This window comes from Neorhizobium sp. R1-B (genome assembly GCF_004368875.1).
Lineage (GTDB): Bacteria > Pseudomonadota > Alphaproteobacteria > Rhizobiales > Rhizobiaceae > Neorhizobium > Neorhizobium huautlense.
On record NZ_SOEM01000002.1, the window covers coordinates 90,302 to 117,208 of the forward strand.

The window sequence follows — 26,907 nt, forward strand, 5'->3', positions numbered from 1 at the left end:
ACGACAAACCGGCCCACGGGTCCGAACATTCTCTCACACAGACTGCACATCACGCACCTCTTGCTCGTGGCTGTTGACAGAAGTCATGGATGATCGGGATGGAAGCAGAAGCATCCAGGGTGCCGGGATTGGTCCCGGGTATGCAGGGGCCCGGCACAAACGGGACGACCTCCGTAGTGACGCTCGGTGTGCAAGAGCGGTGACGTCGATCATCGAAGTATCCGCAATGCCGAAGCGGGTGGAAGAATGCACCTTGGCGTGATTGATATTCATTGGACGAGCCTTTCTTCATATAATGGTTGCCTTGTCGGACGGAGAGGACCCTAGTTGCCTGGAGTCCCCTGACCGTCCCCTGGCGAGGGGGTGCGATGACGAAAGTTGCGGCAAGTGCCGAGCTGCCGTTGCAATTGCGGCTTCGTCTTTTCGGCTATCCGGATGTCCGCTTTGACGACGCTGCGCTGGCGCTGCGGGAGCGCAGAGCGCTGGCGCTCATCATCTACATCGCCACGGCAAAGGCCCCGGTTTCCCGCGAGGCCGTTTCGGCTCTTCTATGGCCGGAGGCCGACAGCGAAACCTCCCGTGCCCGGCTGCGGCGCCTCATCTACAAGATCCGGCAGGCGGCCGGGATCGATGCCGTGGAGAGCGACCGCGTCAATATCCGCCTTTCGGATCGCGTCGCCGTGGATTGCGACGTCATCGTTTTCGAAGACCTGCTGACACAGCACCGTTTCACGGAGGCGGAGATGGTCTACTCCGCCGATTTCCTGGAGGGGTTCCACCTCGATGATGCGTCTGAGCTGGAGGAATGGATATTCTTCCGTCGCGAAGCTTTGAAGGGGCGGCTGGTGCATGCTCTCGAACGGCTCATCCAGACGGCCTTCGATGAAAGACGCTATCCGGATGCCGCCAAATTCGCTCGGCGGCTGGTGGAATGCGATCCGCTCAATGAGGCTGCGCACCGCCAGCTCATTAGAGCGTCCGCCGAGGCCGGCGACCTCGTTTCGGCGCGGCGGCATTATCAGTTTTGCGCCGATCTGCTGAGGCGCAGCCTCGGCATTGTACCCTCAAAGGAAACACGCGCCGTGCTGGATCTACATGCGGTTGCGGCTCATCCGTCCGCGGTCCCCGTTTCGCCGGTCCGATACGTGGCGGTCGACGGGCTGCATGTGGCCTATAGAACTGTAGGGGAGGGGCCGCTCGACATCCTGCTGGTCCCCGGCTTCGTCTCCCATGTCGAAAGGGTGTTCGAGGACGAGCATTGCCGCAGATGGGTCGAGCGCGTTGCGCGGGCCGGGCGAGTGATCCTGTTCGACCGGCGGGGCGTCGGCCTCTCGGACCGAGCCGAGGCCCGCCCGACGCCAGAGGCAGTCGCACGGGACATGGGGGCGGTGTTGGACGCAGTGCAGAGCAGAAGGGCGATCATCATCGGAGCCTCCGAAGGGGGGCCGGGAAGCATCTTCTTTGCCGCTCGCTGCGCCAGTCGCGTTCACCGGCTGATCCTCTGGGGAGCGATGGCCAAGGGCTGCAGAAGCCCCGACTATCCGTTCGCGCTGGAACGGCAGCAGTTCGACCTATGGCTTGCACGGATCACGAAGGAATGGGGCGGGCCGGTGGATCTGTCGATATTTGCGCCGAGCGTCAGGGACGACCCGCTCGTGCAGCGCTGGTGGGCCAGCCTGCTGCGCGCCGCCTCCAGTCCGGGTTCGATGCGGACGGTCTTGTCGGCTTTGCGCGACGTCGACGTCCGCGCCCTTCTCCCGGAGATTTCCGTCCCGACGACGGTAATGCATCGGAAGGGAGATAGAGCCGTCAGGGTCGAAGCGGCCGCCTACATGGCCGAGAGAATTCCGGGGGCCCGGCATCTTCTTCAGGAGGGCGACGATCACTGGTTCTGGATTGGGGATCAGGAGCCGCTGATCTGCGAAATCGAAGCCGCAGCGACCTCTTGACATGAATCGCGGCCGGGTTGACCGGGGCAGAACCATCGAAGGGCTGCCCCGGCTTCCGCAAACAAGCGGAGGTTTGCTACAAGGCCGGCTGCAGGCGATGGCCGGCGATCTGGCGAAGTATGACCGGGATGATCAGCGCGACGCCGATCAGTGACGAAATCAATTCGGGTACGACCAGCAATATTGCTGCAATTATCAGCAGCAATCGCTCCCAGGCCACAGTCCGCACCAGCATGAAGCCCGAGAGGGCGGCCCCGAGGCATGTGATGCCGAGCGTGCAGCCGATAAAGGCAATAAGGAAGTTGCTCCAGTTGAAGCCGCTCGTAACGAGCAGCAGGGACGGGGAGAAGACAAAGACGAACGGCACCAGGATTTTGCCGAGTCCCAATCGGAAGGCTGTATTGCCGGTCTTGAAGGGATCGGCGCCGGCCATCCCCGCCGCCGCATAGGCCGCGAGCGCCACGGGCGGGGTGATGTCCGCCAGAACGCCATAATAAAAGACGAAGAAATGCGCCACGATCGGCTCGACGCCGAGAAGCCCAAGCGTCGGCGCGGCAATCGTCGCCATGATGATGTAGTTCGCTGTCGTCGGGATGCCGCAACCCATCAGGATGCAGACGACACCGGTCATGATGAGCGTGAAGAGCAGCGTCAGCGTCTGCGGCCCGAACCAATCGACCGGAAGGATGCCTCCGACGAAGGTGGCCATCTGCGCTGCCGTCGACGTGACGATAAAGGAGATCTTAAAGCCGACGCCGGTCAGCGTCACGACGCCGACGATGATGCCGACAGTGGCTGCAGCGGCACCGACGGCGAGCGCATATTTGGCGCCGTCGCGCAGCCCTTCAAACACGTCGGTGAAGGACATGCGCCGGCGCGGATTGAGCAGGCCGACGGCGACGCAGAGCGTTATGCCCCAGAAGGCGGCGAGATAGGGGGTGTAGCCGGAAAGCAGCACGGCGATCAGTACGACAAGTGGAATGACCGTTGGCCAGTCGCGCTTGAACGCCGCCTTCAGATCGGGAAGCTCCTCGCGAGTCATGCCGCGCAGGCCGTTTCGCTTGGCTTCGAAATGGACCTGGATGAGGACTCCGAAGAAGTGCATGAAGGCAGGCACGATCGCGGCCAGGATGATCGTCGTATAGGGCAGGTTGAGGAACTCGATCATCAGGAAGGCGGCCGCGCCCATGATCGGCGGGGTAATCTGCCCCCCGGTCGAGGAGGCTGCTTCGACCGCAGCGGCGAATGGCCGCTTGTAACCGAGCCGGATCATCGCCGGGATCGTCAGCGATCCGACGGTAACGGTATTTGCGACCGACGAGCCGGAAATCATCCCGAACAGTGCCGAGCCGAAGATCGATACCTTGGCAGGCCCGCCGGCATAACGTCCGGCAACCCAGGCGGCGCAATCGAGAAAGAGCTGTCCCAGCCCGATGCGGGTGGCGAAGACGCCGAACAGCACGAAATGGAAGACATATGTGGCTACAACGCCAAGCGCGATGCCGTAGATACCCTGTGTCGTAAGATAAAGGTGGTTGATCAGCTGCGAGAACGTGGCGCCCGGGTGAACCAGAATGCCCGGCATCGCAGGGCCCCAGATGGAATAGGCCATAAAGAGGATGGCGATGATCGGCAGCGGCCAGCCGACGGAACGGCGTGTCGCCTCCAGTAGCACCAGCACCAGCAGGCCGCCGAGAACGACATCTGTCGTGGTTGGATTGCCGACCCGGAAAGCGAGGTCGTCCAGTGGAATGAAAGGCACATGGAGAACCGCGACGACGGCGCCGATCGCCAGCGCCCAATCAAAGAGCGAAATGCCGAGCGGCCGGACAAGGCTCGACTGCGCCGGCTCGTCATAGCCCTTCCGGGAAAACGGGAATACTAGGAAGATCAGGCCGAGCACGAAGGAAAGGTGGATGCCGCGATGCACGACTTCCGAAAGAAGGCCGAAGCCGGCCGTGTAGTAGTGGAAGATCGAAAGCGCTACCAGCAGCGCACCGACAAGTCTGGCAGTCAATGGCGCGAGCGGCCGGAAACGGATTTCCGAATCGAACTGCTCTTCCAGTTCGCGTGCCTTCGCCTCGTCCAGCTCCATGGGAGCAACCTTGCCCTCGTTGTCCGCGGCCATGTCGTTTTTCCCTTGATATGTTTGTCTTGTTATTGTGTTCCAGACGGAAAGCGGCGGTCTGCCTGATGCCGACCGCCGCCATATTGATCAGCAGATGATCGCCTTACTTGAGGACGCCGGCTTCCTTGTAGAAGCGCTCGGCACCGGGATGCAGCGGAATGCCGAGGCTGGTGACTGCGTTCTGCAGCGTGATCATCTTGCCCTTCGCGTGGCCTGCGTCGAGCGCCTTCCGCGTTGCGTCGTTCCACATCACCTTGGTGATGTTGTAGACGAGGTCATCGGGCTGCTTTGAACTGGTGACCCACTGGGCCGCAACCGATATGGTCGGCGTTTCGGCCACACCCTGATAGGCGGTCGCAGGCACCGTATCCTTCGAGAAGAACTTGTATTCCGAGAGCAGCTTGTCCGCTTCCGGTCCCGTGATCGGCACGAGCGAGATGCCGGAAGAGGTAGCAAGTTCGGAAATGGCGCCGGTCGGGTAGCCGCCGACGAAGAAATAGGCATCCAGGCCGCCGTCACGCAGGCGCTCGCCGGCGGGGCCGGGCTTCAGATGCTCCGCCTTGATGTCCTTTTCGGTGAGACCATAGGCGCCGAGCACGATTCGGGCGTCGACGATCGTTCCGGAGCCGGGCTCGTCGATCGAGACACGCTTGCCCTTGAGATCGGCAACCGACTTGATGCCGGAGTTCTTGGCGGCGACAAGATGGATGGTTTCCGGATAAAGGGTAGCGATCAGGCGGAGGTCTTCCACCTTCCCCTTGCCTTCGTAGAGTCCGGTGCCGCTATGCGCCCAATAGGCGACATCCGACTGGGTGAAGCCCGATTCCATCGAGCCGCCCTGGATGGCATTGATATTGGCGACGGAGCCGTTGGACGCGACCGCGGTCGAAACGAGGCCCTGGACGCCCTTGTCTCCCGCACCGGAAATGGCGTTGGCGATCAGTCCGCCGATCGGATAATAGGTGCCTGCCGTGCCGCCAGTCCCGATGCGAAAAAAGGCCGGCGATTGGGCGACCGCGAAACCGGCGCCTGCCGCTGCGAGGCCGATGACGGCGCCCACCGCGAGTAGCTTCTTTCTGATTGTCATTGGATGCTCCCTTTCCTGTTTCGAGCAACATGGAGAAGGGGTGCGTCGCCTGTCAACCTTCGGTCGACAAATTGTTGCCATAATCCAGGACGGAGCCGCAGCAGCGCGGACGATCGGCTGGAAAAGAAAAAGCCCCCGGCGTGAGCCGAGGGCTGAAACAGCAAAGCGATGACGATTATTCTTCGTCGTTGTCGCGATCGGCTTCCGGATCGAAGAAATCTTCCGGACGCAGAGCGTCTTCGTCGACGCCGTAGATGGCATCAACGGAGGTGAGGCTTTCGCCCTTGGCCTGACGGCCGGCTTCTTCCGGCGAACGGGCAACGTTCACCTCGATCGAAATCTCGACTTCGGCATGCAGGTGCAGCGTCACCTTGTGCAGGCCGATGGTCTTGATCGGGTGGTTGAGGTCGACCTGGTTGCGGCCGACGTTGAAGCCTTCGGCAGCCAGCGTCTCAAGGATGTCGCGGGCGGCAACCGAACCGTAGAGCTGGCCGGTTTCGCCAGCCGAGCGGACGATGATGAAGGACTTGCCGTCGAGCACTTCGGCAACCTTCTGGGCTTCGCCCTTGCGCTCGAGATTGCGGGCTTCGAGCGTAGCGCGTTCGGATTCGAAACGCTTCTTGTTGGCGTCGTTGGCGCGCAATGCCTTGCCCTGCGGCAGCAGGAAGTTACGGGCATAACCGTCACGGACCTTTACGACTTCGCCCATCTGGCCGAGCTTCGGTACGCGTTCAAGCAGAATGACTTGCATGGTTGAGTTCCTTTCGATCAGTCAATTCTTGTTTTCATTGGGATTGGCAGGAGACTTCGCCGGCGTGAGTGCGATCGTCCGCCGCGTGTCGGACAGGCCGAGCAGGAGGATGCCGATCGCCGGCAGGAGAAGCATGGATGAGAGGTAGCAAAGAATGAGCACCGGCACGCGCCAGTCCTTGCCCTGGCTGCGGAAATGGACGGAGGCAAAGCCCGCCATCAGAAAGCCGGCCCCGAACGTGCCGCAGATCACGGCGCCGACCATTGCCGGCACGCCGCCCAGAAAGGTCAGCACGATACCGGCGAGGAAGATGAAGATGGCATGCCGGTTCATGCGCAGCGCCGAGGGCATGTCCTCGCGCGGACGCAGCGCCCGGCCCGAACGGGAAACCACGCGAACGGCGAGATAGAATGCCGCAAACAGCAGCATGACCCAGACGCCGCCCTGCACCAGCGGCAGCATCAGCACGATCATCGCCTTGGTCTGCGCCATGGCGGACGGATCTGCCGTGAAGGCAGGCTCCTGGGCTTTGAAAACTTCGATCATGGCCTCGACCATCTGGTCGGTCAGTCCCGGGCCGTAACCGATCGCGATCCCGAGCGCGATGACGGCGATCGTGACGAGGCCGCACAGATGCAGAAGAATGTCCGAAATCGGATACCAGGCCATCAGATGGTCCGGGCCGCCGAGTTCCGATGCCGGCCGTGCCAGGTTGGCGAGATGCGAAAGCCAGCCGGCGGGGATCAGCGTGAAGAACGCCATGGCGAGCGCAAAAAGCGGAGAGACCAGGACGGAACCGAGCAGGGCGGCTGTCAGGACGCCGACGACGGCAGCGCGATTGCCCCAACCGAGGCCGGCGATCAGGATGGGAAGCGCGGAAGCGGCATAGAGAAGCGACGCAAAAGACGACTGCGCATTCGCACCCAGCACAAGCAGGGTAGCGGCAATGCCGGCAATGATGCCGATCGGCAGTACGGTTTGAATCTTGTTCGTCACGGTCTCGCTGTCCTGCTCAGTCAAGCAGTTAGGGGATCACGCCTGGATCTGTTTCTCAGGCACTTCATCCCCAACATGGGATTGAGAAAGCTTCCGATCCGCGCCCATCGCGAAAGGGACATGGACCCGCCGACTTTTGATCAGCGGGTCCAGAAGTTCAAACTACGCCAGGACGTAAGGCAGCAGGCCGAGGAAGCGGGCGCGCTTGATCGCCTGGGCGAGTTCGCGCTGCTTCTTCTGGGAAACGGCCGTGATGCGGGACGGAACGATCTTGCCCCGCTCGGAAATGTAGCGCTGCAGCAGGCGCACGTCCTTGTAGTCGATCCGCGGCGCATTGGCGCCCGAGAACGGGCAGGTCTTGCGGCGGCGGTGGAACGGGCGGCGAGCCGGAGAGGAGGATACGTCAGCCATTTTTTCTTCTCCTTAAAGCCAATTACGCTTCACGCGGCGGGCGCGGGGCGCGCTCGAAGCCGCCTTCACGCGGACCACGGTCCGGACGGTCGCCGAAATCGCGGCGCGGCGGACGGTCGCCGAATTCGCGGCGCGGGCCACGGTCGTCGCCATCGCGGCGCGGACGATCGTCGCGGTCGCGCTTCTGCATCATCGCGGAGGGACCTTCCTCATGCTTTTCGACGGCAATCGTCATGTAGCGCAGGACGTCTTCGTTGATGCGCATCTGGCGCTCCATCTCGTGCACGGCAGCAGCCGGCGCGTCGATGTCCATCAGAGCGTAATGAGCCTTGCGGTTCTTCTTGATGCGGTAGGTGAGGGACTTGAGGCCCCAGTTTTCTACGCGCCCGACTTTGCCGCCGTTAGCTTCGAGGACGCCCTTGTACTGTTCGACGAGGGCATCAACCTGCTGCGGGGACATATCCTGCCGGGCAAGGAATACGTGTTCGTAAAGAGCCATGTAAGCTTTTGCCTTTTCTTGCGGTTGAACGGACCCGGACCTCGGCGGCTAAGCCTCAACGACTGCTCTTGATGGGCAAGGCCCGGCAAGAAAAGTTGTTTGATCGAGACGGTCGAGAGCGGAGACACGGGAGGCTCGGACCCTTTGGTCCATGCGGCGTTCCTGTTTGGGAAAACCAGCCCTCCGTTCAGCCACCAGCCAGAAGACCGGGTGTTTCGAACAGCGCGCTTATACGGATTTTTGGCGGGAAGGCAAGGGGAGTGTTGAAAAACCGGCGAGGTCCCGACACTTGTTGCTGTCATTGAGTTCGGATGACCCGGTAGCCGACACTTTCCAGCAGCTGCTCGGCATTCAAAAGCATCGCGGCGGTGACGAGGCCGGAATCCTTGACGGCGGCCTCCAGTCTGAGCTGGTCGAGTGCCAGAAGGTGAAGCCTGCGCACCGGCTGATCGCCCCTTTCCAGCTTGCGCAGCTCGTCCGAGGGCAGATCCAGTTCCGAGGCAAGTTCCTTTTGCGTCAGTTTAAGTTGCTTCCGACGCCGGATGAACTCTCTTCGGTGAACAACGGATTGCATGGCTTCAGCGCATCGCTCCAAGTATGGAGGAGCCTGATTAGCTGCCTTTTTCGGGGCCGGAGCAAGTTGCCCATTGGAGGTAGACGTCCTCCGGCCGTGGCATTGCTATAGCGTCATCGGATACTGCCGATGGATCGCAGCGATCTCCTGCATCACGTCGTCGGATAGCTTGACATCCGCCGAACCGATATCGGTCTTAATCTGCTCCATCATCGTCGCGCCGATGATGACGGAGGCCGTGAAGGGTCGCGACAGGCAGAAGGCCAGCGCCATCTGGGCGGGGTCGAGGCCATGTTTTCCCGCTATCTCCAGATACGCTTTTACCGCCGGTTCCTGATAGGGTGTCAGGCGGCCGCCGAGGTCGCCGTTGATCGTTGCGCGGGAACCGGCCGGCCTAGAACCGTCCTGGTATTTGCCGGTCAAAAGACCGGCGGCAAGCGGCGAATAGGCCAGCAGCCCGACATCCTCGTGATGGGCGACTTCGGCCAGATCGAGATCGAACTGCCGGTAGAGAAGGTTGTATTCATTCTGGATCGAGGCGACGCGCGGCAGGCCGTTCTCCTCTGAGAGCCGCAGGTATTTCAGCGTGCCCCAGGCGCTTTCGTTTGAAAGGCCGACGGCGCGGACCTTGCCGTCCTTGACCAGTCCGCCAAGGGTTTCCAGGATTTCGGCAATTTCCGCCCGAGCCTTTTCCCGGTCCTGGGCCGAGGCATCAAAAGTCCAGGAGTTGCGGAAGTGGAAGGTGCCCCGGTTTGGCCAATGGATCTGGTAAAGGTCGAGATAGTCGGTCTGCAACCGCTTGAGGCTGGCGTCGACAGCTTCCCGGATGGTTTCGGCGCCAATGTCGCGCCCGCCGCGGATATGCGGGCGGCCGCTTCCGGCAACCTTCGAGGCAAGGACTATATCTTTTCGCTTGCCGCTCTTCTTGAACCACGTGCCGATGATTTCTTCGGTGCGGCCGTAGGTTTCCGGGCTCACGGGCGTCGTCGGATAAAGTTCGGCGGTATCGAAGAAGTTGACGCCCTTACCGACCGCGTAGTCCATCTGTTCATGGGCTTCGGCTTCGGAGTTCTGCGTACCCCAGGTCATCGTGCCAAGGCAGATTTCCGATACGGAGATATCCGTTCGTCCGAGTCGCTTATATTGCATGGAGTAAAATCCCGTCCTGAAAAGTCGGCGGCACTCTAAGCAGGATTTGACAGAGCGCAAGGGGAGAACAGGGCGGAAAAGGCCCGGAAAGCCGCCTCGCCCTTGACACTCCGGGCTCAAATGTGAATGGAGAGGCAAAACATACGGGAAGGAAACACCGATGAGCATCGCATTCACGTTCCCCGGACAGGGCAGCCAGTCCGTCGGCATGGGGAAAGACCTCGCGGAAGCCTATCCCGAAGCCCGCGCCGTCTTCGAAGAGGTCGACGAAGCGCTCGGCCAGAAACTCTCCGATATCATGTGGAACGGCCCGGAAGAAACGCTGACGCTGACGGCCAATGCCCAGCCGGCGCTGATGGCCGTTTCGATTGCCGCCATGCGCGTCATGGAAGCCCGCGGCCTGAAGCTCGCCGACAAGGTCGCCTATGTCGCCGGTCACTCGCTTGGCGAATATTCCGCGCTCTGTGCCGCCGGGACCTTTTCGCTTGCTGATACCGCAAAGCTGCTTCGTATTCGCGGCGACGCGATGCAGAGCGCAGTGCCCGTGGGCGCGGGCGCCATGGCCGCGATCATCGGTCTGGAACATGGCGATGTCGATGCAGTCTGTGCCGAGGCACGGCGGGAAGGCGTCTGCCAGATCGGCAACGACAACGGTGGCGGGCAACTTGTTATCTCCGGCTCCAAGGCGGCAGTCGAGAAGGCTGCGGCGCTTGCGACCGAAAAGGGCGCCAAGCGGGCCATCATGCTGCCGGTCTCCGCACCCTTCCACAGCGACCTGATGGCGCCCGCGGCGGACGCGATGCGTCACGCGTTGGACAAGGTCGAGAAGAAGAACCCGGTCGTCCCAGTCGTCGCCAATGTGCGCGCTGCTCCGGTCTACGACGCCAATGAGATCGCCACGCTGCTCGTCACCCAGGTGACCGGCCAGGTGCGCTGGCGCGAAACGGTGGAGTGGTTCGGCGCCAATGGCGTCACGACGCTCTACGAGATCGGCTCGGGAAAAGTTCTGACAGGCCTTGCCCGCCGCATCGACAAGAATATTTCCGGCGTTGCCGTCAACGCGCCGGCCGATATCGATGCCGCGCTCGCTGCCATTCTTGGCTGACGAAAAAGACTCTAGAGGATTCGATCATGTTTGATTTGACTGGCCGCAAGGCCTTGGTGACCGGCGCAACCGGCGGGCTTGGCGAAGAGATCGCTCGGCTGCTGCACAAGCAGGGCGCCATTGTCGGCCTGCACGGCACCCGTGTCGAGAAGCTGGAGGCGCTGGCATCTGATCTCGGAGGCGATCGCGTCAAGATTTTCCCGGCCAATCTCTCCGATCGCGACGAAGTGAAGGCGCTCGGCGAAAAGGCCGAAGCCGAACTTGAAGGTGTCGACATCCTCGTCAACAATGCCGGCATCACCAAGGATGGCCTGTTCGTGCGGATGAGCGATGCGGACTGGGATTCGGTGCTCGAAGTCAATCTGACGGCCGTCTTTCGCCTGACTCGGGAACTTACCCATCCCATGATGCGCCGCCGCCATGGCCGTATCATCAACATTTCCTCGGTCGTCGGCGTCACCGGCAATCCCGGCCAGGCGAACTATTGCGCTTCCAAGGCGGGCCTGATCGGCTTTTCGAAATCGCTGGCCCAGGAGATCGCCACCCGCAACGTGACGGTCAACTGCGTCGCCCCCGGCTTCATCGAGAGCGCCATGACCGGCAAGCTGAACGACAAGCAGAAGGATGCGATCCTGGGCGCGATCCCGATGAAGCGGATGGGCGCCGGCGTGGACATCGCTGCTGCGGTCCTTTATCTCGCTTCGAACGAAGCAGGCTACGTCACGGGCCAGACCATTCACGTCAACGGCGGCATGGCGATGATCTAGGCTGCGGTGCAGCGTTGCATGTCCTGTCGCAATCGCCTGTTGGCGGCGGCGAAATGGAACAAATTCTGGCTTTGCGGAACACGGAAACCATGTTAAGCGGGCCATGACTGTGAATAGTCACCCCGAAATGCGGGCCGTCATATTGCGTGAGCGCGGCATGACTGGAACCTGACGAGGGGCGAACGGGTTTGCCGGCATCCGCGTCGAGAGGCGGCGGCTGCAGGTTTTAAACAGGGTACGGATGCTATTCGGGCATTCGGAAAGACAAAGGTCGAGGAAACCGACATGAGCGATATCGCAGAACGCGTGAAGAAAATTGTTATTGACCATCTCGGCGTCGATGCCGACAAAGTTGTCGAGGGCGCAAGCTTTATCGACGATCTCGGCGCGGATTCGCTCGATACCGTCGAACTGGTCATGGCTTTCGAAGAAGAATTCGGCGTCGAGATCCCGGACGACGCGGCCGATTCTATTCTGACCGTCGGCGATGCCGTCAAGTTCATCGAAAAGGCCCAGGCCTGATCGATCCCAAACATCTGGGATAACGCCTGCAAGGCAGATCCCGACGACGGCCCGCTTGCTCGGGCCGTTTCAGCAAATAGAACATGCGAAATTAAGGCGGAACGCTGGCGATGAGACGGGTCGTTATCACCGGTACCGGCATGGTATCTCCCCTTGGATGCGGAACGGAAGCAAGCTGGCAGCGTCTGCTGGCCGGCGAGAACGCAGCCCGGGTCGTGACGGAATTCGAGGTCGAGGACCTGCCTGCCAAGGTTGCCTGCCGCATACCGGTGGGTGACGGATCCAACGGCACCTTCAATGTCGACGACTGGATGGAGCCTAAGGAACAGCGCAAGGTCGATCCGTTCATCATCTATGGCATGGCCGCGGCCGACATGGCGCTGGAGGATGCCGGCTGGCATCCGAAGACCGACGAGGACCAGATTGCCACGGGCGTGCTGATCGGTTCTGGCATCGGCGGCCTCGAAGGCATCGTTGAGGCTGGCTACACGCTGCGCGACAAGGGCCCGCGCCGCATTTCTCCCTTCTTCATTCCCGGCCGCCTGATCAACCTGGTGTCCGGTCAGGTGTCGATCCGCCACAAGCTGCGCGGCCCGAACCATTCCGTCGTCACCGCCTGTTCCACCGGCGCCCATGCGATCGGCGATGCAGCGCGCCTGATCGCGCTCGGCGATGCTGACGTGATGGTCGCGGGTGGCGCCGAATCGCCGATCTGCCGTATTTCGCTTGCGGGCTTTGCCGCCTGCAAGGCGCTTTCCACGCAGCACAACGACGACCCGCAAAAGGCATCGCGCCCCTATGACCGCGACCGTGACGGCTTCGTCATGGGCGAGGGGGCGGGCATCGTCGTGCTGGAAGAGCTGGAGCATGCCAAGGCACGCGGCGCAAAGATCTATGCGGAAGTGGTGGGTTACGGTCTTTCTGGCGACGCCTTCCACATCACCGCGCCTTCGGAAGACGGCGACGGCGCCTATCGCTGCATGTCGGCCGCGCTGAAGCGGGCCGGTCTGGCGGCGTCGGATGTCGATTACATCAATGCCCACGGCACTTCGACCATGGCCGACACGATCGAACTCGGCGCCGTCGAGCGCCTGGTCGGCAACGCGGCATCGAAGATTTCCATGTCCTCGACGAAATCGGCGATCGGCCACCTGCTCGGTGCCGCCGGTGCGGTCGAGGCGATTTTCTCGACGCTGGCGATCCGCGACAATATCGCACCGCCGACACTGAACCTCGACAATCCCGATGTCGAGACCGCGATCGATCTCGTGCCGCACAAGGCACGCAAGCGCGAGATCAACGTGGCGCTCTCCAATTCCTTCGGTTTCGGCGGCACGAACGCCTCCCTGGTGCTCCGCCGTTACGACGCGTAGTTGGTCGTGGCAAATGCCGCTGGACTTTCGAGGCCGGCGCATATCATCTTCTGGACCTGTTTTTTGCCGCATTGCTTGGCCAAACAGCGGGCGAAGTTTTGAGTCTCTTGGGGGGCGCGGTTGAGCGATACGAATCATGTGAGTGACCCTTCTGCCGGCAATGGTAGGGGCCCTATCATTCCGAAGTCGCCGAACGAGGCACTGAAGCCCGAACGTGTGCCCGAACCGCCGCGACGCTCGAAGAAGGCGCGCAGCCAGCTCGTCATCTTCCTGAATTTCGTGATGACGATGGTGGTTCTCGTGTGCATCGCGGGTGTCGCCGGCTTCTATTATATGATCTCGACGTTCCAGGAACCCGGCCCGCTGGAAGCCAACGCGCATTTCATGGTCCGCCCCGGCACGGGCGTTGCCGAGATTGCCAGCAATCTCGAACGCAACGGGATCATCTCCGACGCGCGTGTCTTCCGCTACGTGACCGCCACCTATCTGCGCGACGGTTCGACGCTCAAGGCCGGCGAATACGAGGTCAAGGCCCGCGCCTCCATGAAGGACATCATGGAATTGCTGGAATCGGGCAAGTCGATCCTCTATTCCGTCGTCCTGCCCGAGGGCCTGACGGTACGGCAGATGATGCTGAGGCTCGCCGAAGACCCGGTGCTCGAAGGCGATCTTCCAGCCGAATTGCCGCCGGAGGGCAGCCTGCGTCCGGACACCTATAAGTTCTCGCGCGGCAGCAAGCGCGCCGATATCATCCACCAGATGCGCGTCGCCCAGCAGAAGATGATCGACCAGATCTGGGAACGGCGCGATCCGGACCTGCCGATCAAGACGAAGGAAGAGTTCGTCGTGCTGGCCTCGATCGTCGAGCGGGAGACCGGCAAGGAAGACGAGCGCGCCCATGTGGCTTCGGTTTTCATGAACCGGCTTCAGAAGGGCATGCGCCTGCAATCGGATCCGACGATCGTCTACGGGCTTTTCGGCGGAGATGGAAAGCCGGGCGACCGGCCGATCTTCAAGTCCGACCTCGCCAAGCCGACCCCCTACAATACCTATCAGATCAAGGGTCTGCCGCCGACGCCGATCTCCAATCCCGGACGGGCTGCTCTGGAGGCGGTTGCCAATCCATGGCGCACCAACGACCTCTATTTCGTAGCCGACGGCAGCGGTGGCCACGTGTTTGCCGCGACGCTCGAGGAACACAACGCCAATGTCCGCCGTTGGCGCAGGATAGAAGCTGATCGAGCCCCCGCCAATCCCGAAGTCGTCGTGGACGGCCAGCCGGATGGCGAAGAAGCGGAAAAGCCGCCGAAGAGCAATTGATCCGCTTCCCGCGTCAGTTCACCTGGAGAGTTCGATGACCTTGCAGTCCATGACCGGTTTTGCCCGCAGCGAAGGATCGAGCGGGCGCAACCGCTTTTCGTGGGAGCTACGGTCGGTGAATGGCAAAGGTCTCGACCTCAGGCTGCGCCTGCCGCCGGGCCTCGAGCGGCTGGAGCCGGACGTGCGGAGGCTGATTTCGGAAAAGTTCTCCCGCGGAAACCTGCAGGCGACCCTGAATTTGACGGTGACCGAAACCCAGGTGGAGGCGGTGCTGAACCGCGACGCGCTTGCCGCCGTACTTGCCCTGCGAAAGGAGCTCGGCGATGTCGTCGACCCCGCTCCGCTGCGGCTGGATACGCTGATGGGCATTCGCGGGCTTGTGGAAATCCGGGAGGCCGAGGAGGGCGAGGAGGCGGTCGCCGCCCGCGACGCGGCGATCCTTGGCTGCCTCGGCGAGGCTCTGGACCATCTCCGACGTATGCGCGAAGGAGAAGGGGCGGCTCTTGCTGCGGTCCTGAAGGGGCATGTCGAGCGGATCGCAGAACTTGCAGCGGTCGTTGAGGCCGATCCCTCCCGCTCGACGGAAGAGATCGCCAAGCGGCTGTCCTTCCAGCTCGCAGCACTCCTGCAGGAGGCGCCGACGCTCGATCGCGACCGCTTGCATGCGGAGGCGGCCCTTCTCGCCACCAAGGCCGATCTTCGCGAGGAGATCGACCGGCTGAAGGCCCATGTCGCCGCGGCGAACGAGCTGATCGATAAGGGCGGGCCTGTAGGACGACGCCTCGATTTCCTTGCACAGGAATTTAACCGGGAATCGAATACGATCTGTTCCAAATCCAACGCCGCTGCTGTAACCGCGGCAGGTATCGAATTGAAAGTCGTCATCGACCAGTTCCGCGAACAGGTCCAGAATTTGGAGTAGTTCATGAGCCCGGCCCAATCGTCCAAGGGCAATTCGTCCCCGCCCGTGAAGATCGCCCGCCGCGGGCTGATGCTGGTCCTCTCTTCGCCCTCCGGCGCCGGCAAATCGACGATTGCGCGAAACCTGCTGGACGAAGACCGGAGCCTCGAAATATCCGTCAGCGTCACGACGCGCGCAAAGCGGCCGAGCGAGATCGCCGGCAAGCACTATCACTTCATCAGCGTCCATCAGTTCGAACGGATGCGGGATGCGGGCGACCTGCTTGAATGGGCCGAGGTTCACGGCAATTTCTACGGCACGCCGCGCGAGCCGGTCGAGCAGGCAATGGCGGAAGGCCGCGACATGCTGTTCGACATCGACTGGCAGGGCGCGCTGCAATTGCAGGAGAAGATGAAAGCGGACGTGGTGTCGATCTTCGTACTGCCGCCGTCGATGACGGAACTGCAGTCGCGTCTGCACCGCCGCGCCGAAGATTCCGAAGAGGTCATCCGCACGCGGCTCCTGAATTCCCGCGCCGAGATCGAGCACTGGCGGGAATACGACTACGTGATCGTCAATGACGATCTTGACGAGGCTTTCGGTTATGTCAGCTGCATCGTCAAGGCGGAGCGGATCCGGCGGGACCGCCGATACGGACTGTTCGACTTTGTCGAGGGACTGCTTCAGGAGGAGCCGAAGCTTTAAGGCGAATGGGGTGGTTCGGGCCGGTCATTGCGCCTTGTTGACGTAAAAAAGGGTCGTCGGTACTAAACTCAGGATCGAGTTCCGCGCTCTCAATACGGGAAGGTTGAGCCATGTCCGAGCGTCACCCCAGCTCCGTTCCGAAAATCTGGCCTTCTGCCAATAGACCCGGCTTCCACAAATCCTTCCAGTTGAACCTCGACGACCATCTCGATATCCAGCATGCGACGCGCCAGTTGCTGCCGCTCGGCCCGACCGTGGCAGCAGTGGGAGCCGTTGCACTTTTCGTCGCGCTGATCCTGAATTTCGATAGGTGGCGGGAAGGCGACGTGGTGACGTCGACCATCTATATCGGTGCGTCGGTCGTTGTTTGCGCGCTCCTTGCAGTTCTCCTGCTCAATCCTGCCCGGCAGCTTCTGCGGTTCATGTATCGTCGACGACTGACCAGGTTCGGCGTAATCGGCAAGCCTGTCGAGTCGACCGTGGACAGAAATGGAATTTGCTACACGGTGCTGGGACAGACGGTCACCTGCACGTGGGACTCGCTCTATGCCCTCGAAGAGGCCGACGGAACGTTCTGTTTCTGGATGTCCAAGATAGTCGCCCATCCGTGGCCGGCGAGAGTGTTCGCCTCGGATGAGGAACGGCAGACTTTTCGCCAGAGCGTGATGGAATGGGCGGGCCGCCCCTTTTCACCGCCCGTTCTGGCCCGCCTCGGAGCCGCCGGCAGACTCAACCTTCCCGATTGAGGATAACGGAGGTCAGGTATCCTCTGCCACCGGATCGCGAAAATCGCCGTCGCGACCCGGTCCTGGCAGCTTTAGCCCCGATCCGATGTGCTATTCCTTGATGTCCGGCTCGACAAGCTTCGCCAGGTTTCGCAGCGACTCCTGCCAGCCGAGATAGCAAGCCTCGGCCGGGATGAGATCCGGCACGCCGGCCTGCACTATGTCGACCTCGGTGCCGACCGAAACCTTCTTCAGCGTCACGGTGACCACCATTTCACCGGGCAGGTTTGCGTCGTCGAATTTGTCCGTGTAGCGTAGCCGTTCGCCTGGGACGAGCTCGAGATATTCGCCGCCAAAGGCGTGGCTTGCGCCCGTCGTGAAGTTCCGGAACGACATTCTGTGGGTGCCGCCGACGGTCGGTTCCAGATGATGCACGGTGCAGACGAAGCCGTTGGGCGGAAGCCATTTGGCGACTGCGTCCGCCTCGATGAAGGCGCGATAGACTTTTTCCGGGCTGGTCGCCAGGACGCGGTGCAGGCGTATGGTACTTGGCATGACTGTGATCCTTTGAATGGATGGAATAGACGCTCTAAGGACGAACGCGGCTTTGCCAATCCGACAAGGATCACGCCCGTTCTGAGATAAAATTATACAAGCCTGCCGCTGTACGAACTTTATCGGTGGTTTACCGGCAACTGAAAACTGCGAAGCGGCGGCCACTTCCGTGCCGCTCCGGGGGCACGATATCTCCAAAGCGCCGGGCTTCCCCGGCTCGGATTTTCTGCCGAGCGCATGTCGGAAAGTCGTGGCGCCGCACGTCTTCATCATAGTCCTAAGGAGTTTAGCTAATGAAGATGTATTTCAGCCGCAATCCTAATCCCCGCCTCGCAGTCGCCGTCGCGCGCTATCTAAATGCGGAAGTTGACTTTGAATTCGCCTCGCCGCAGGCTCCGGGTCAAGCCAGTCGCTATCTTTCTCTCAACCCCAACCTGCTGTTGCCGATCCTCGAGCGTCCCGGAAAACCTCTTTGGGAAGCCGACGCGATTGCGTGCTGGTTTTCCCGCCACGCGGGTTCCAATTTCTGGCGCATCGATGACGATGAACCCGAGATGATCCGATGGATCAGCTGGGGGAAGGAGAACTTCGTCAAGGCCTGTGACATGGTGCATTGGGAGCGCGGGACGAAGCAACGATATGGCATCGGCCCCTGCGACCAGGCGATGGTCGAGGAGGGGCTGAGGCAGTTTCATGTGGCCGCCCGAATTCTCGAAGCCAAGCTATCGGCCCGCACATGGCTGGTTGGAAATTCCGTCTCCTTTGCCGATTTTCGTATGGGAACGTTTCTGCCGTTCAACGATGCCGCACGGCTGCCGATCGATGATTATCCGTCGCTCCGTCGCTGGTACGGGCAGCTTGAAGACATCGAGGCCTGGCAAAACCCCTTCGATGGACTGAGCGCACCTGATCTGCCGCCATTGCCGGATTAGGCAGGGGATCGCTCGCCTTGGGCGTTGGCTTAGAGAGAGTTCGCCAACCGTACGAATTCTTCCACCGACAGCGTTTCCGCCCGCCGGGCCGGGTCGATGCCGGCTTTCACCAGCAGCGCCTCGCCGCCGACCGGTTTGAGGCTCTGGCGCAGCATCTTGCGGCGCTGGCCGAATGCGGCCTGCGTTACGCGTTCCAGCTTGCCGACTTCGCAGGGAAGGGGATTTGTGCGGGGTATCAGATGCACCACGGTCGAGGTGACTTTCGGCGGCGGGGTAAAGGCCTGCGGCGGCACGTCGAAGACCATGTGCGAATCGGTCCGCCAGCCGGCGAGGACGCCGAGCCTGCCATAGTGGTCGTCATCTTCATCGGCAACGATGCGCAGGCCGACTTCCTTCTGGAACATCAATGTCAGGCTTTCCCAGAAGGGTGGCCATTGGCCGTTCTCCGGAAGCAGCCAGTTGATCAAAAGCTGGGTGCCGACGTTGTACGGCAGATTGGCGATGATCTTGACGGGGCCTTCGGGTGCAAGGGCGGAAAAGTCCGTCTTCAGCGCATCGCCTTCGATCACTTCCAGCCGGCCCGGATAATGCTTGCCGATTTCTGCCAATGCAGGAAGGCAGCGGCTGTCGCGCTCGACGGCGATCACCCTTTTGGCGCCGAGGGAGAGGATCGCGCGGGTGAGCCCGCCAGGTCCGGGGCCGACCTCGAATACGGTCACGCCATCGAGCGGTCCGGCGCTGCGCGCTATCTTCTGGGTGAGGTTGAGGTCGAGCAGAAAGTTCTGCCCAAGCGCTTTCTTCGCATCGAGGCCGTGACGCTGGATCACGTCGCGCAGCGGCGGCAGGCCGTCGAGTGTGGCCATCAGGTAGAAGCCCTCGCGGCAAGTTCGCCGGCAAGCTTGATGGCTTCGACAAGGCTTGTCTCCCGTGCAACGCCCTGACCGGCGATGCCGAAGGCGGTGCCATGGTCGGGAGAGGTGCGGATAAAGGGCAGGCCGAGCGTCACGTTGACGGAGGTATCGAAGCCCAGCGCCTTGGCCGGGATCAGCGCCTGGTCATGATACATGCAGATCGCGACGTCATAGCGGCCGCGGGCCTCGTCGTGGAACATGGTATCGGCCGGCAGCGGCCCGAACACATGCAGGCCTTCGGCGCGCAGCTTGAAGATCACCGGATGGATGATATCCTGGTCTTCCTGTCCGATCGCGCCGTCTTCTCCCGCATGCGGATTGAGGCCGGCGACTGCCAGGCGCGGCTTTGCGATGCCGAAGCGTGTGATGAGATCGTGATGGGCGATCCGGCAGGTTTCTTCGATCAATGCCTCGGTCAGTGCGCCTGGAACATCCTTCAAGGGAATGTGGATGGTGACCGGGATGGCGCGCAGCTTCGGTCCGGCCAGCATCATCACCGGCATCAGCTTCCGGCTCGTCGCCTTTTCGGCGAGGTGGGCGAGGAATTCGGTATGGCCGGGAAAACCGAAGCCTGACTGGTAGAGAATGGACTTGGCGATCGGATTTGTGACCGTGCCGGCCGCCTTGCCTTCGAAGCACAGGGAGACAGCCTGTTCGATCGCGGCGATTGTGCCCTTGGCCGTTGCCACATGCGGTTCGCCCGCGGCGACCTCGGCGCCAGCCGGGATCGGCAGGACGGGAAGGGCATCGGCAAAGACCGACAATGCACTGCCCGCGTCGGCTTCGCGGATCGGGATATCGAGATCGAGAAGTGCCGCCCGTGATTTCAAAACGGCGGGATCGCCGAGGAACAGGAAGGGCGGCAGGCCGTGTCGCTCCCGGGAAGCCCAGGCGGCGAGGGTGATGTCGGGGCCGATGCCGGCCGGATCGCCCTGGGTGAGTACAAGCGGACGATCAAGCGGCATGGGCACTCCGGTACCGGCGATTGGATCAGCGATATTCGATCTGCGCCTTGGAGCGCAGTTCGTCGAGGAACTTCTTCTCGTTGGGGTTCTGCCCGGACTTCTGCTCCTTGCCGAGGTCCTCCGCCCGGAAGACCACTTCGGCTGCAAAGTCGTCAGAGACCTGGCGCTGGTTGCAGATTGCGAGGAATTCCACGCCCCGTTCGGTGACCCTGGTTCCCGTGGTGCCGCCCGAGGCCTTCTCGATCAGCGGTTTCCATTCTTCCGGAAGTTCCGGGGCGAGAACGCGTCCGAGGCTGCGGATGGAAACATCGAGATATCCGGCGGCAAATTCCTTCGACTGCTCGCAGCCGGGGAACTTGCCGCGCGCGGCATTTGCTTCCTTCTGGCGCTTGCCGAGAACGGCGTTGCGCTTGGCCGCCGGCACCACGAAGATCACCTGCTGCAGGAAATATTCGGTGGTGACCGGCTTCTGTTTGTTTTCCATCATGCGGGTGACGAGTTCCTGGCTCGACATACGACCACGGGCGCCGCCGTAACGGGAGTTGACCAGGCGCGGCCAGCTCATCTGCACGGCAATGTAATTCTTGAAATGCTCCACGCCGACGCCAGCCTTTTCGAGGATCTGGCTCATCTGCTGCGGGTTCATCTTGTTGCTGGCGGCAAAACGCTCAAAGGCCTTGTCGACCTCTTCGGTGCTGACCGACATCCTGTTGCGGGCGATTTCCTGGCGTTTGAGGATCTCGTCCACCATTGCCTCGCGCGCCGTCTTCGTATCAGATTTCTGGCGCTGCAGACGCAGGAAGGCTGCCCGACGGGAAACGTCGCTGCTGGTGATGGGAGTCCGGTTGACGACGGCGGCGATACCGCTTGCCGCTTGTGCCTGCTGGAAAACCGGCTGTACGACGATAGAGGCCGCCAGGACGGCCGCCGCCAGCGCCAGTCTGCGCGTTGCGGTCATTGCAAACATGATACCAATTCCTTTCCCGCCCCGACCGGTTGCTTGCCCGGTCGGCCTCGCCTTACTCTTACTATATTTGCGTCCGCTTGCACAATTCTTGCGGCGAAACGATGACGGGGCCGATCAGAACCATCGCGCGTTAATAGCGGTAGTCCTGATCGTATTCCTTCGTCGAGCCGATGTTGATGTCGCCGAGGGTACGGAAGCTCAGGCGCGCGCTGACTGTCCAGTCGTTGGCGGCAGTGCTTTGCGGCTTGTCGGTATAGGCAAGCGTGAAGATCGTGCACTCGTCGGCATAGCTGACGCCGATGCCGCGCTTGATGATCTCCTTCTCCGCCAGATCCCAGGTCGCCGTGCCGGCAAGCGCCCAGTTCTCGTTGATCCGGAAGGTCATCGAGTTCTTCAATACGTCGGTCGCTTCTTCCGAGCCGTATTCCGGCTGCGGATCGACCTGCGTATAGACGAGGGTGCCCTGCACGCGGGGCGTCGTGTAACCGAGGGACGCATCCGTGCGTTTGACGGCAAAGGTCTTCTCGTCGAAGCGCGTATTTACGCCAACCGTGAAGCCCTGCGGAAGATCGACCGCGGCCATCGCGACATAATCCGAACGATCGGTTTCCAGTCCGGAGTTCGCTCCCGCATGCACCAGGTCCTCCGTTGCAAACGAGTTCTGGCCGGATATGTGGAAGGACTGGCCGACGATGCTCCTTACGCCGATGCCGTTGTCGAATGTGCCGGTATAGCGCAGGCCGACATTGGCGCGGGTACCGCCTTCGATCCGGTCGTAGCCGGAGAACTTGTCGCGCTCGAACAGAGACGTAGCATCGAAGACGAAACTCTGCGCGTCCTCGTTCGGCAGTCCGCCGGCCATCTGCTCGTCCGGACGGACGAAGATCTGCGCGATCGGCTCGATGACGTGGCTGCTGTTTTCGGTTGTCAGCAGGATCGGATAACGGGCTTCCAGACCTGCGGTGACCATGTAGCGGCTGTCGCCGCCTTCCGGTTCGAGATCACCGGTGTAGAAGGCAGGCGTGCCGGAGCCGGTATGCCGCAGGCCGTCGCCCCGCGCGGCAAGGATCGGCGTCAGCAATAGCCCATCCATGTTGAAGGTGCGCTTCCACTCGGCTTCCACCGTGAAGCGGCTATAGCTGCCTTCCAGGCCCGGGAAGCGATTGGTGGTGCCTTCCGTGTACCAGTCGTCCTCCCGGCGGGAGAGGTTGGTGAGGTTGGCATTGATGGAAAGCTCGCCCCCAAGGATCGGTTCCGGGGCATAATAGCTGTAGTCGAGCGACGGATAGACGATCGCCTGCTGCTGTTCCAGCGTGTTGCGGGGCGCCTTGTCCTGCACGTTGAAGTAATAGCCGTGCAGATCGAAATAATTCCGCGTACCGAGGCCAGTCAGATAGACATCGTTCGTAAACGTGTCGTTATCGACACCTTCCAACTTGTAGGTCTTGGAAAAGTTGTTGTCGCTCTGGGTCATCACGTCCCAGCCGAAGGTCCAGCGCGGGTTGATCTGGAATTCAGCCTTCGAGGCGACCATGAAGCGGTTTTCAGCCTCATAGTCGCTGGTGCCGGAATCGAAAGCGTCCGGATTCGTCTGGTGAATGCCGGCGAACCGGAATGTGTGTTCGCCCGTCTCGAACTTGTTGCGAATCTCGCCCTGCAACAACAATCCCTGATTGGAATAGTAGGTGGGGGTGATCGTCGCGTCCATGCTCGGCGAGAACACGTGATAATAGGGAACCGCCACGCCGACGCCGAGGTTGTCGCTGGCGCTGAACTGCGGGAAGAGCAGGCCCGACTTGCGTTCCACCGTCTCGTCCGGCACCTCGATCGCGAAAGGAAGCCTGCCGATCGGCAGGCCGAACAGCTCGAACTGGGCGTTTTCCAGCCGGATCGTGTGGGTCTGGCCGTTGCGGATGACGCGTTCGGCCTTGACCTGCCAGAGCGGCGCCTTGCCGGGCTGCTTGGCGCAAGGCAGGCAGGCCGTGTAGACGGTGTTGTTCAGCACCATCAGGTCACCTGGCTGGCGCTCCGCGCTTTCGGCGGCAAGCCGGGTGTTGTCGGTGGTTTCGACACGAAGCGTATTGAGGAAGCCTTCGCCGAAATCGTCCGTGACATCGAGTTCGTCTGCATAGACGCGGTTTCCGCCGGGCTCAATCAGCTCGATATTGCCGGTCGCCATGACGCGCCCGGTTTTCTGGTCGTACTGAACGCGCTGCGCCACCATCCGATAGCGGTTATAATAGAGTTGCACGCCACCGGTGGCGGTGACCTGCTGGGCATCCTGGTTATAGACGAGCTCATTGGCGCGCAGCAGAAGCTTGGCGCCATCCGCAGGAGCGGGCACCAGATTCTGCGCATGCACGGGCATTGCGGATACGCCGAGTACGCATACAGACACACCTGTCAGCAGGGCGGCGGCGAGCCGTCTTATATGTTTGCGGTTACTGACCGCCACTAGCCATCCTCCTGGTGAAGCAGTATCGTCGTCCCAAGCGCCGTCGCGACGATGACTGGAACCCAGACCGCCACGAAGGGAGGAATCGCCCCGCTGCTCCCGAATGCCTTCACAAGCACGGTTACGACATAAAGCACGAAGCCGGAAACTATTCCACCCAGAATCACGGAGCGGGACTGGGCGAAGCGACTGAATTTTAATGAAACTGTTGCAGCAATGAGAGTCATGGCGACGAGCAGCAGGGGGAGCGACAGCAGCGAGTGATACTGCGTCTCGAGCGCCTTTGTGGATATGCCGAAAGATTTGCCGACCTCGATTTTTCTGGAAAGATCAAAAAACGCAACGCTTTCCGGCTGCGCCAGGCTTTCCTGGATATATTCCTGTTTCAAGTTGGTGCGAACCTGTGCAGTCTCGCGACGCACCGGAATTTCGCCCGGCCGGTTCTCCAAAACCTCGTTAAGAAGCCAGTAACCATCTTCCAACTTTGCCGTCTTGGCGTCCTGCCGCATGGTGACGCGGCCGTCCTTGTCGAAACGAAAAACGACCACGTCGATCAGGAATGTTCCCTGCTCCTGATAGCTCTTGGCGCCAATGATCGTATCGTCGTCGCCGCTGATCTGGCGGATCCAGGGCACGAAGGCCGAGGCGCGCGCCCGGTTGCTCGCCTCTCGCCAGCTCGCCTCCATGGAGGCCGATTCGCGCTGGCCCCAGGCCGCAAGGGGATTGATCACCAGGAGAACGGCAAGCCCAACCAGGAAGGCGCCGGCGACGAAGGGGGAGACGAATTGCCAGACCGATATGCCTGCCGCCCGCGTCACCACCAGTTCGTAGCGGCGGTTGAGCGCGATCAGCACGGTCATGCCGATGAAGAGACTAAGGGTCGGAATGGTCTGCTGCAGAATGAGCGGCACGCGCATCGCCGTCATCAGCAGGCCGGCCGACACCGTATAACCGACAAAGCCGGACATGCGGCGGCTCGTCTCGCTGAAGTCCGCCAGGAAAATAATGGCGCTGACGCCGAGCAGGAACCAGAGCGCGGTCACGATGTAGCGGCGGAAGAAATACCGCCCGAGCGTCGAAAAGATCATCATGCCACGCCTCCATCCGCTCTGCCGGACGCAAAACGGCGCTGCAGATTGCGTGTCAGGCGCGACATCCCGCGGGAGAGGAATGCGGGCGTCGAAAAATGCCGGTTGGTCGCCAGCATGTAGATCGCGATCAGCGAGAAGAAGAGCGGCACCGCATAGGGAACCGGTGCGTAGAGCGGGTGGCGTTCCACGAGATTGGTGGCCGAGAAGCCGAGCCAGCGGATGGCAAAGGCAAGGAAGAGCGCATAGACCATCGGATGCACGCGCGTCTGCCGATGCGAGCGCGTATTGCCTGCAACCACCAGCGACAGAAGCGCGAAGGTGATCGGGAACAGCCAATCCGACAGGCGCCTGTGCAGTTCGGCGCGGTAGCTGTCGGGCGATTTCTGGTAGAGCGGGTCGTTTGGATCCGGGTTCAGCAGGAAAGCCAGGCTGCGGTCGGTGGAATATTGCGGCAGACCGCCTTCCGATTTGGCCATGGCGGAAAGGTCGAAGGCGTAGGAAACGAATTTGATGATCGAAATTCGGCCATCGGCGGATTTGCGGTGAACCTCTCCGTCCCGCATGGTCAGCGACGTGCCGCTTTCGTCGATCGATCCCTCGCGGGCGTAATAGATGAGGTCGAAATTCGGGTCGCGGTAGTCGACGACGAAAAGCCCTCTCAACACGCGGCCGGAATGGCGCTCGGAAATCTGGACGTAGAGACCGTTTTCGATGCTGCGGAAGGTTTTCTCCTCGATCACCGAGGAGAGCAGGTCGGCATAGGCGGCGGCGACCATCTGACGCGCGGCCACCCGCGACGGCGGTTCGACGAAATTGGTGACGAGGAAGGAGAACAGGCTGAGCGCAAGGCCCAGCATCAGCACCGGCCGGTAGATGATGCTGCGGGTGGCTCCGGCCGCGTCGATGACCGGCAGCTCCGAATCGTTGTTCATCGCCGTCAGCGTCTGGGTGATGCCGATGACGAGCGCGAACGGCAGCACGACCGGGATGATGGTGGGCAGGATGTAAGTGGCAAGCGTCGCGAACGAGCCCATCGACTGGCCCGTATCCGTGACCAGATTGATGCGTCCAAGCACCTGGATGGTCCAGATGATGGTGAGAACCGGCAAGAGCGTCACCAGAAACATCTGGAAAACCCGGCGCAATATGTAGCGTTCGAGAAGCTTCATTCCTGCCCTGGACTTCCTGCATGCCGCCGCAGCGAGACGGCGGTTGCGCCTATCTAAGCGATCGGCGCGGCGTTTGCGACAGGGGGTGCGTCACAAATTTGTTTGCGAATTCTGTTTTCCTCGCCGCTGTGACATTTCGAAACACGCCGCCACGCCGGCATAGATCACCAGGGATGACAGCCATCCGAGCGTAACGTCCGAAAAATAGTGGCCGCCGAACGAGGTCCTGAGAGCCGGCGAGACGAGCGAGACGGCGATGAGCGGGGGGCCGAGGACCGGGCGCAGCGGCTTCGGCAGCAGCACGATCAGGCAGGCCAGCCAGCCGGCGCCGGCGGCTTCCCCGGAAATGAAGGAGCAATTGCCGACGCAGGCGCCCTGGAAGTCTCCGGCCGGGACGAACGCCTCCCCGCCGCCGAAGAGATCGGTCTCGTAGGGGCGGGGCCGGTTGGAGATCTGTTTCAGGATGAGATTGACCAGCACGTAGGGCCCGATCAGGAAGGCAATCAATGCGATCGAGTAGTCCCGCGTCTTGCGGGGACTGTAGGTCGCTCCGTGATGCTGGAGATTGGCGATCAGCCGGTAGAGGATGTAGATCGCGGTGAGCGACGGCAGATAAAAAAGAATGCGCCGGATCACCACGAAGACGGTTTCGGCGCCATAGGGGAAACTGCCGCAGACCCGGCCCTGTTCCACGGCCTGACCGCAGACCGCTTCCTCGAAGAAGGCATGTGCGACGGCGAGGTCGATCTGCGGGAACAGGTAAAAGGTCGCGAGCAGCACCCACCAGAGGATCATCAACGTCAGAAGCCAGCCCGTCGGCCTGGCGAAAAAGCGCCGCGTGGCGATTCGCCAATGGGGGGCGGTGCGGGAGTGGAGGGGCATGCAGTCCTATCCGGTTGA

General features: G+C 61.6%; 26 protein-coding genes. 10 read left to right on the forward strand and 16 right to left on the reverse strand.

Features of this window, described 5'->3' with window-relative positions:
* Positions 1-368: 368 nt before the first annotated feature.
* Complete coding sequence (locus EDE05_RS03240) at positions 369-1,949, forward strand: alpha/beta hydrolase (RefSeq protein WP_134100027.1); 1,581 nt, start codon at positions 369-371, stop codon at positions 1,947-1,949.
* A 76-nt stretch (positions 1,950-2,025) separates the two neighbouring features.
* Here the strand turns inward: EDE05_RS03240 and EDE05_RS03245 are convergent, their stop codons facing one another.
* From EDE05_RS03245 to EDE05_RS03280, 8 genes are all read right to left on the reverse strand, one after another.
* Positions 2,026-4,077: a TRAP transporter permease gene (locus tag EDE05_RS03245; protein ID WP_134100030.1), complete on the reverse strand. Its 2,052-nt coding sequence runs from the start codon at positions 4,075-4,077 to the stop codon at positions 2,026-2,028.
* Positions 4,078-4,180: 103 nt separating this feature from the next.
* Complete coding sequence (locus tag EDE05_RS03250) at positions 4,181-5,164, reverse strand: TAXI family TRAP transporter solute-binding subunit (RefSeq protein WP_132409955.1); 984 nt, start codon at positions 5,162-5,164, stop codon at positions 4,181-4,183.
* Positions 5,165-5,339: 175 nt separating this feature from the next.
* On the reverse strand, positions 5,340-5,915 hold the full coding sequence (rplI, locus tag EDE05_RS03255) for a 50S ribosomal protein L9 (RefSeq protein WP_105373680.1): 576 nt from the start codon (positions 5,913-5,915) through the stop codon (positions 5,340-5,342).
* Positions 5,916-5,936: 21 nt separating this feature from the next.
* Positions 5,937-6,911 carry a DUF2232 domain-containing protein gene (locus EDE05_RS03260; RefSeq protein ID WP_134100032.1) on the reverse strand — a complete coding sequence of 325 codons (975 nt, stop codon included), beginning with the start codon at positions 6,909-6,911 and terminating at the stop codon, positions 5,937-5,939.
* Between the two features lie 162 nt (positions 6,912-7,073).
* Positions 7,074-7,322 (reverse strand): 30S ribosomal protein S18, encoded by a 249-nt coding sequence (gene rpsR / locus EDE05_RS03265; RefSeq protein ID WP_105373679.1) that lies wholly within the window; start codon positions 7,320-7,322, stop codon positions 7,074-7,076.
* A gap of 22 nt (positions 7,323-7,344) precedes the next feature.
* Positions 7,345-7,821 carry a 30S ribosomal protein S6 gene (gene rpsF, locus EDE05_RS03270; protein ID WP_105373678.1) on the reverse strand — a complete coding sequence of 159 codons (477 nt, stop codon included), beginning with the start codon at positions 7,819-7,821 and terminating at the stop codon, positions 7,345-7,347.
* A 298-nt stretch (positions 7,822-8,119) separates the two neighbouring features.
* Positions 8,120-8,395 carry a helix-turn-helix transcriptional regulator gene (locus EDE05_RS03275; protein ID WP_105373677.1) on the reverse strand — a complete coding sequence of 92 codons (276 nt, stop codon included), beginning with the start codon at positions 8,393-8,395 and terminating at the stop codon, positions 8,120-8,122.
* 105 nt (positions 8,396-8,500) lie between these two features.
* Positions 8,501-9,544 (reverse strand): aldo/keto reductase, encoded by a 1,044-nt coding sequence (locus EDE05_RS03280; protein WP_134100034.1) that lies wholly within the window; start codon positions 9,542-9,544, stop codon positions 8,501-8,503.
* A gap of 160 nt (positions 9,545-9,704) precedes the next feature.
* On the opposite strand from EDE05_RS03280, the gene fabD reads away from it, so the two are divergent.
* The 8 genes from fabD (at position 9,705) to EDE05_RS03320 (ending at position 16,983) form a co-directional block, all read left to right on the forward strand.
* Positions 9,705-10,649 (forward strand): ACP S-malonyltransferase, encoded by a 945-nt coding sequence (fabD, locus tag EDE05_RS03285; protein WP_134100036.1) that lies wholly within the window; start codon positions 9,705-9,707, stop codon positions 10,647-10,649.
* Positions 10,650-10,675: 26 nt separating this feature from the next.
* Positions 10,676-11,416 (forward strand): 3-oxoacyl-[acyl-carrier-protein] reductase, encoded by a 741-nt coding sequence (gene fabG, locus EDE05_RS03290; protein ID WP_134100038.1) that lies wholly within the window; start codon positions 10,676-10,678, stop codon positions 11,414-11,416.
* A 285-nt stretch (positions 11,417-11,701) separates the two neighbouring features.
* Positions 11,702-11,938 (forward strand): acyl carrier protein, encoded by a 237-nt coding sequence (locus EDE05_RS03295; protein ID WP_003502080.1) that lies wholly within the window; start codon positions 11,702-11,704, stop codon positions 11,936-11,938.
* 110 nt (positions 11,939-12,048) lie between these two features.
* Entirely contained in the window at positions 12,049-13,311 is a 1,263-nt protein-coding gene (gene fabF, locus EDE05_RS03300) for a beta-ketoacyl-ACP synthase II (protein ID WP_105373673.1), read from the forward strand.
* A gap of 120 nt (positions 13,312-13,431) precedes the next feature.
* Complete coding sequence (mltG, locus tag EDE05_RS03305; protein WP_112801789.1) at positions 13,432-14,631, forward strand: endolytic transglycosylase MltG; 1,200 nt, start codon at positions 13,432-13,434, stop codon at positions 14,629-14,631.
* Positions 14,632-14,665: 34 nt separating this feature from the next.
* Complete coding sequence (locus tag EDE05_RS03310; protein WP_132409943.1) at positions 14,666-15,553, forward strand: YicC/YloC family endoribonuclease; 888 nt, start codon at positions 14,666-14,668, stop codon at positions 15,551-15,553.
* A 3-nt stretch (positions 15,554-15,556) separates the two neighbouring features.
* Entirely contained in the window at positions 15,557-16,237 is a 681-nt protein-coding gene (gmk, locus tag EDE05_RS03315) for a guanylate kinase (protein ID WP_132409941.1), read from the forward strand.
* Positions 16,238-16,347: 110 nt separating this feature from the next.
* Positions 16,348-16,983, forward strand: a complete 636-nt coding sequence (locus EDE05_RS03320) for a YcxB family protein (protein ID WP_134100040.1) — start codon at positions 16,348-16,350, stop codon at positions 16,981-16,983.
* 90 nt (positions 16,984-17,073) lie between these two features.
* Here the strand turns inward: EDE05_RS03320 and EDE05_RS03325 are convergent, their stop codons facing one another.
* On the reverse strand, positions 17,074-17,517 hold the full coding sequence (locus EDE05_RS03325) for an SRPBCC family protein (protein WP_132409937.1): 444 nt from the start codon (positions 17,515-17,517) through the stop codon (positions 17,074-17,076).
* 293 nt (positions 17,518-17,810) lie between these two features.
* Between EDE05_RS03325 and EDE05_RS03330 the strand changes: the two genes are divergently transcribed.
* Complete coding sequence (locus EDE05_RS03330; RefSeq protein ID WP_134100043.1) at positions 17,811-18,449, forward strand: glutathione S-transferase family protein; 639 nt, start codon at positions 17,811-17,813, stop codon at positions 18,447-18,449.
* Positions 18,450-18,478: 29 nt separating this feature from the next.
* Here the strand turns inward: EDE05_RS03330 and rsmA are convergent, their stop codons facing one another.
* The 7 genes from rsmA to EDE05_RS03365 all read right to left on the reverse strand — a co-directional run bounded on the left by rsmA (position 18,479) and on the right by EDE05_RS03365 (position 26,889).
* Positions 18,479-19,312, reverse strand: coding sequence for a 16S rRNA (adenine(1518)-N(6)/adenine(1519)-N(6))-dimethyltransferase RsmA (rsmA, locus tag EDE05_RS03335; protein ID WP_134100048.1), 834 nt, complete (start codon positions 19,310-19,312; stop codon positions 18,479-18,481).
* Positions 19,312-20,325, reverse strand: a complete 1,014-nt coding sequence (gene pdxA, locus EDE05_RS03340; RefSeq protein WP_134100051.1) for a 4-hydroxythreonine-4-phosphate dehydrogenase PdxA — start codon at positions 20,323-20,325, stop codon at positions 19,312-19,314. Before pdxA ends, rsmA begins: the two co-directional genes overlap by 1 nt.
* A 25-nt stretch (positions 20,326-20,350) precedes the next feature.
* On the reverse strand, positions 20,351-21,292 hold the full coding sequence (locus tag EDE05_RS03345; protein ID WP_134100054.1) for a SurA N-terminal domain-containing protein: 942 nt from the start codon (positions 21,290-21,292) through the stop codon (positions 20,351-20,353).
* Positions 21,293-21,422: 130 nt separating this feature from the next.
* Positions 21,423-23,747, reverse strand: a complete 2,325-nt coding sequence (locus EDE05_RS03350; protein ID WP_134100057.1) for an LPS-assembly protein LptD — start codon at positions 23,745-23,747, stop codon at positions 21,423-21,425.
* Positions 23,747-24,835 (reverse strand): LPS export ABC transporter permease LptG, encoded by a 1,089-nt coding sequence (gene lptG, locus EDE05_RS03355; RefSeq protein WP_112802247.1) that lies wholly within the window; start codon positions 24,833-24,835, stop codon positions 23,747-23,749. The genes EDE05_RS03350 and lptG overlap by 1 nt, the downstream gene beginning before the upstream one ends.
* Positions 24,835-26,007: an LPS export ABC transporter permease LptF gene (gene lptF, locus EDE05_RS03360; protein ID WP_132409927.1), complete on the reverse strand. Its 1,173-nt coding sequence runs from the start codon at positions 26,005-26,007 to the stop codon at positions 24,835-24,837. The genes lptG and lptF overlap by 1 nt, the downstream gene beginning before the upstream one ends.
* A 90-nt stretch (positions 26,008-26,097) precedes the next feature.
* Complete coding sequence (locus tag EDE05_RS03365) at positions 26,098-26,889, reverse strand: phosphatase PAP2 family protein (RefSeq protein WP_134100060.1); 792 nt, start codon at positions 26,887-26,889, stop codon at positions 26,098-26,100.
* Positions 26,890-26,907 lie beyond the last annotated feature (18 nt).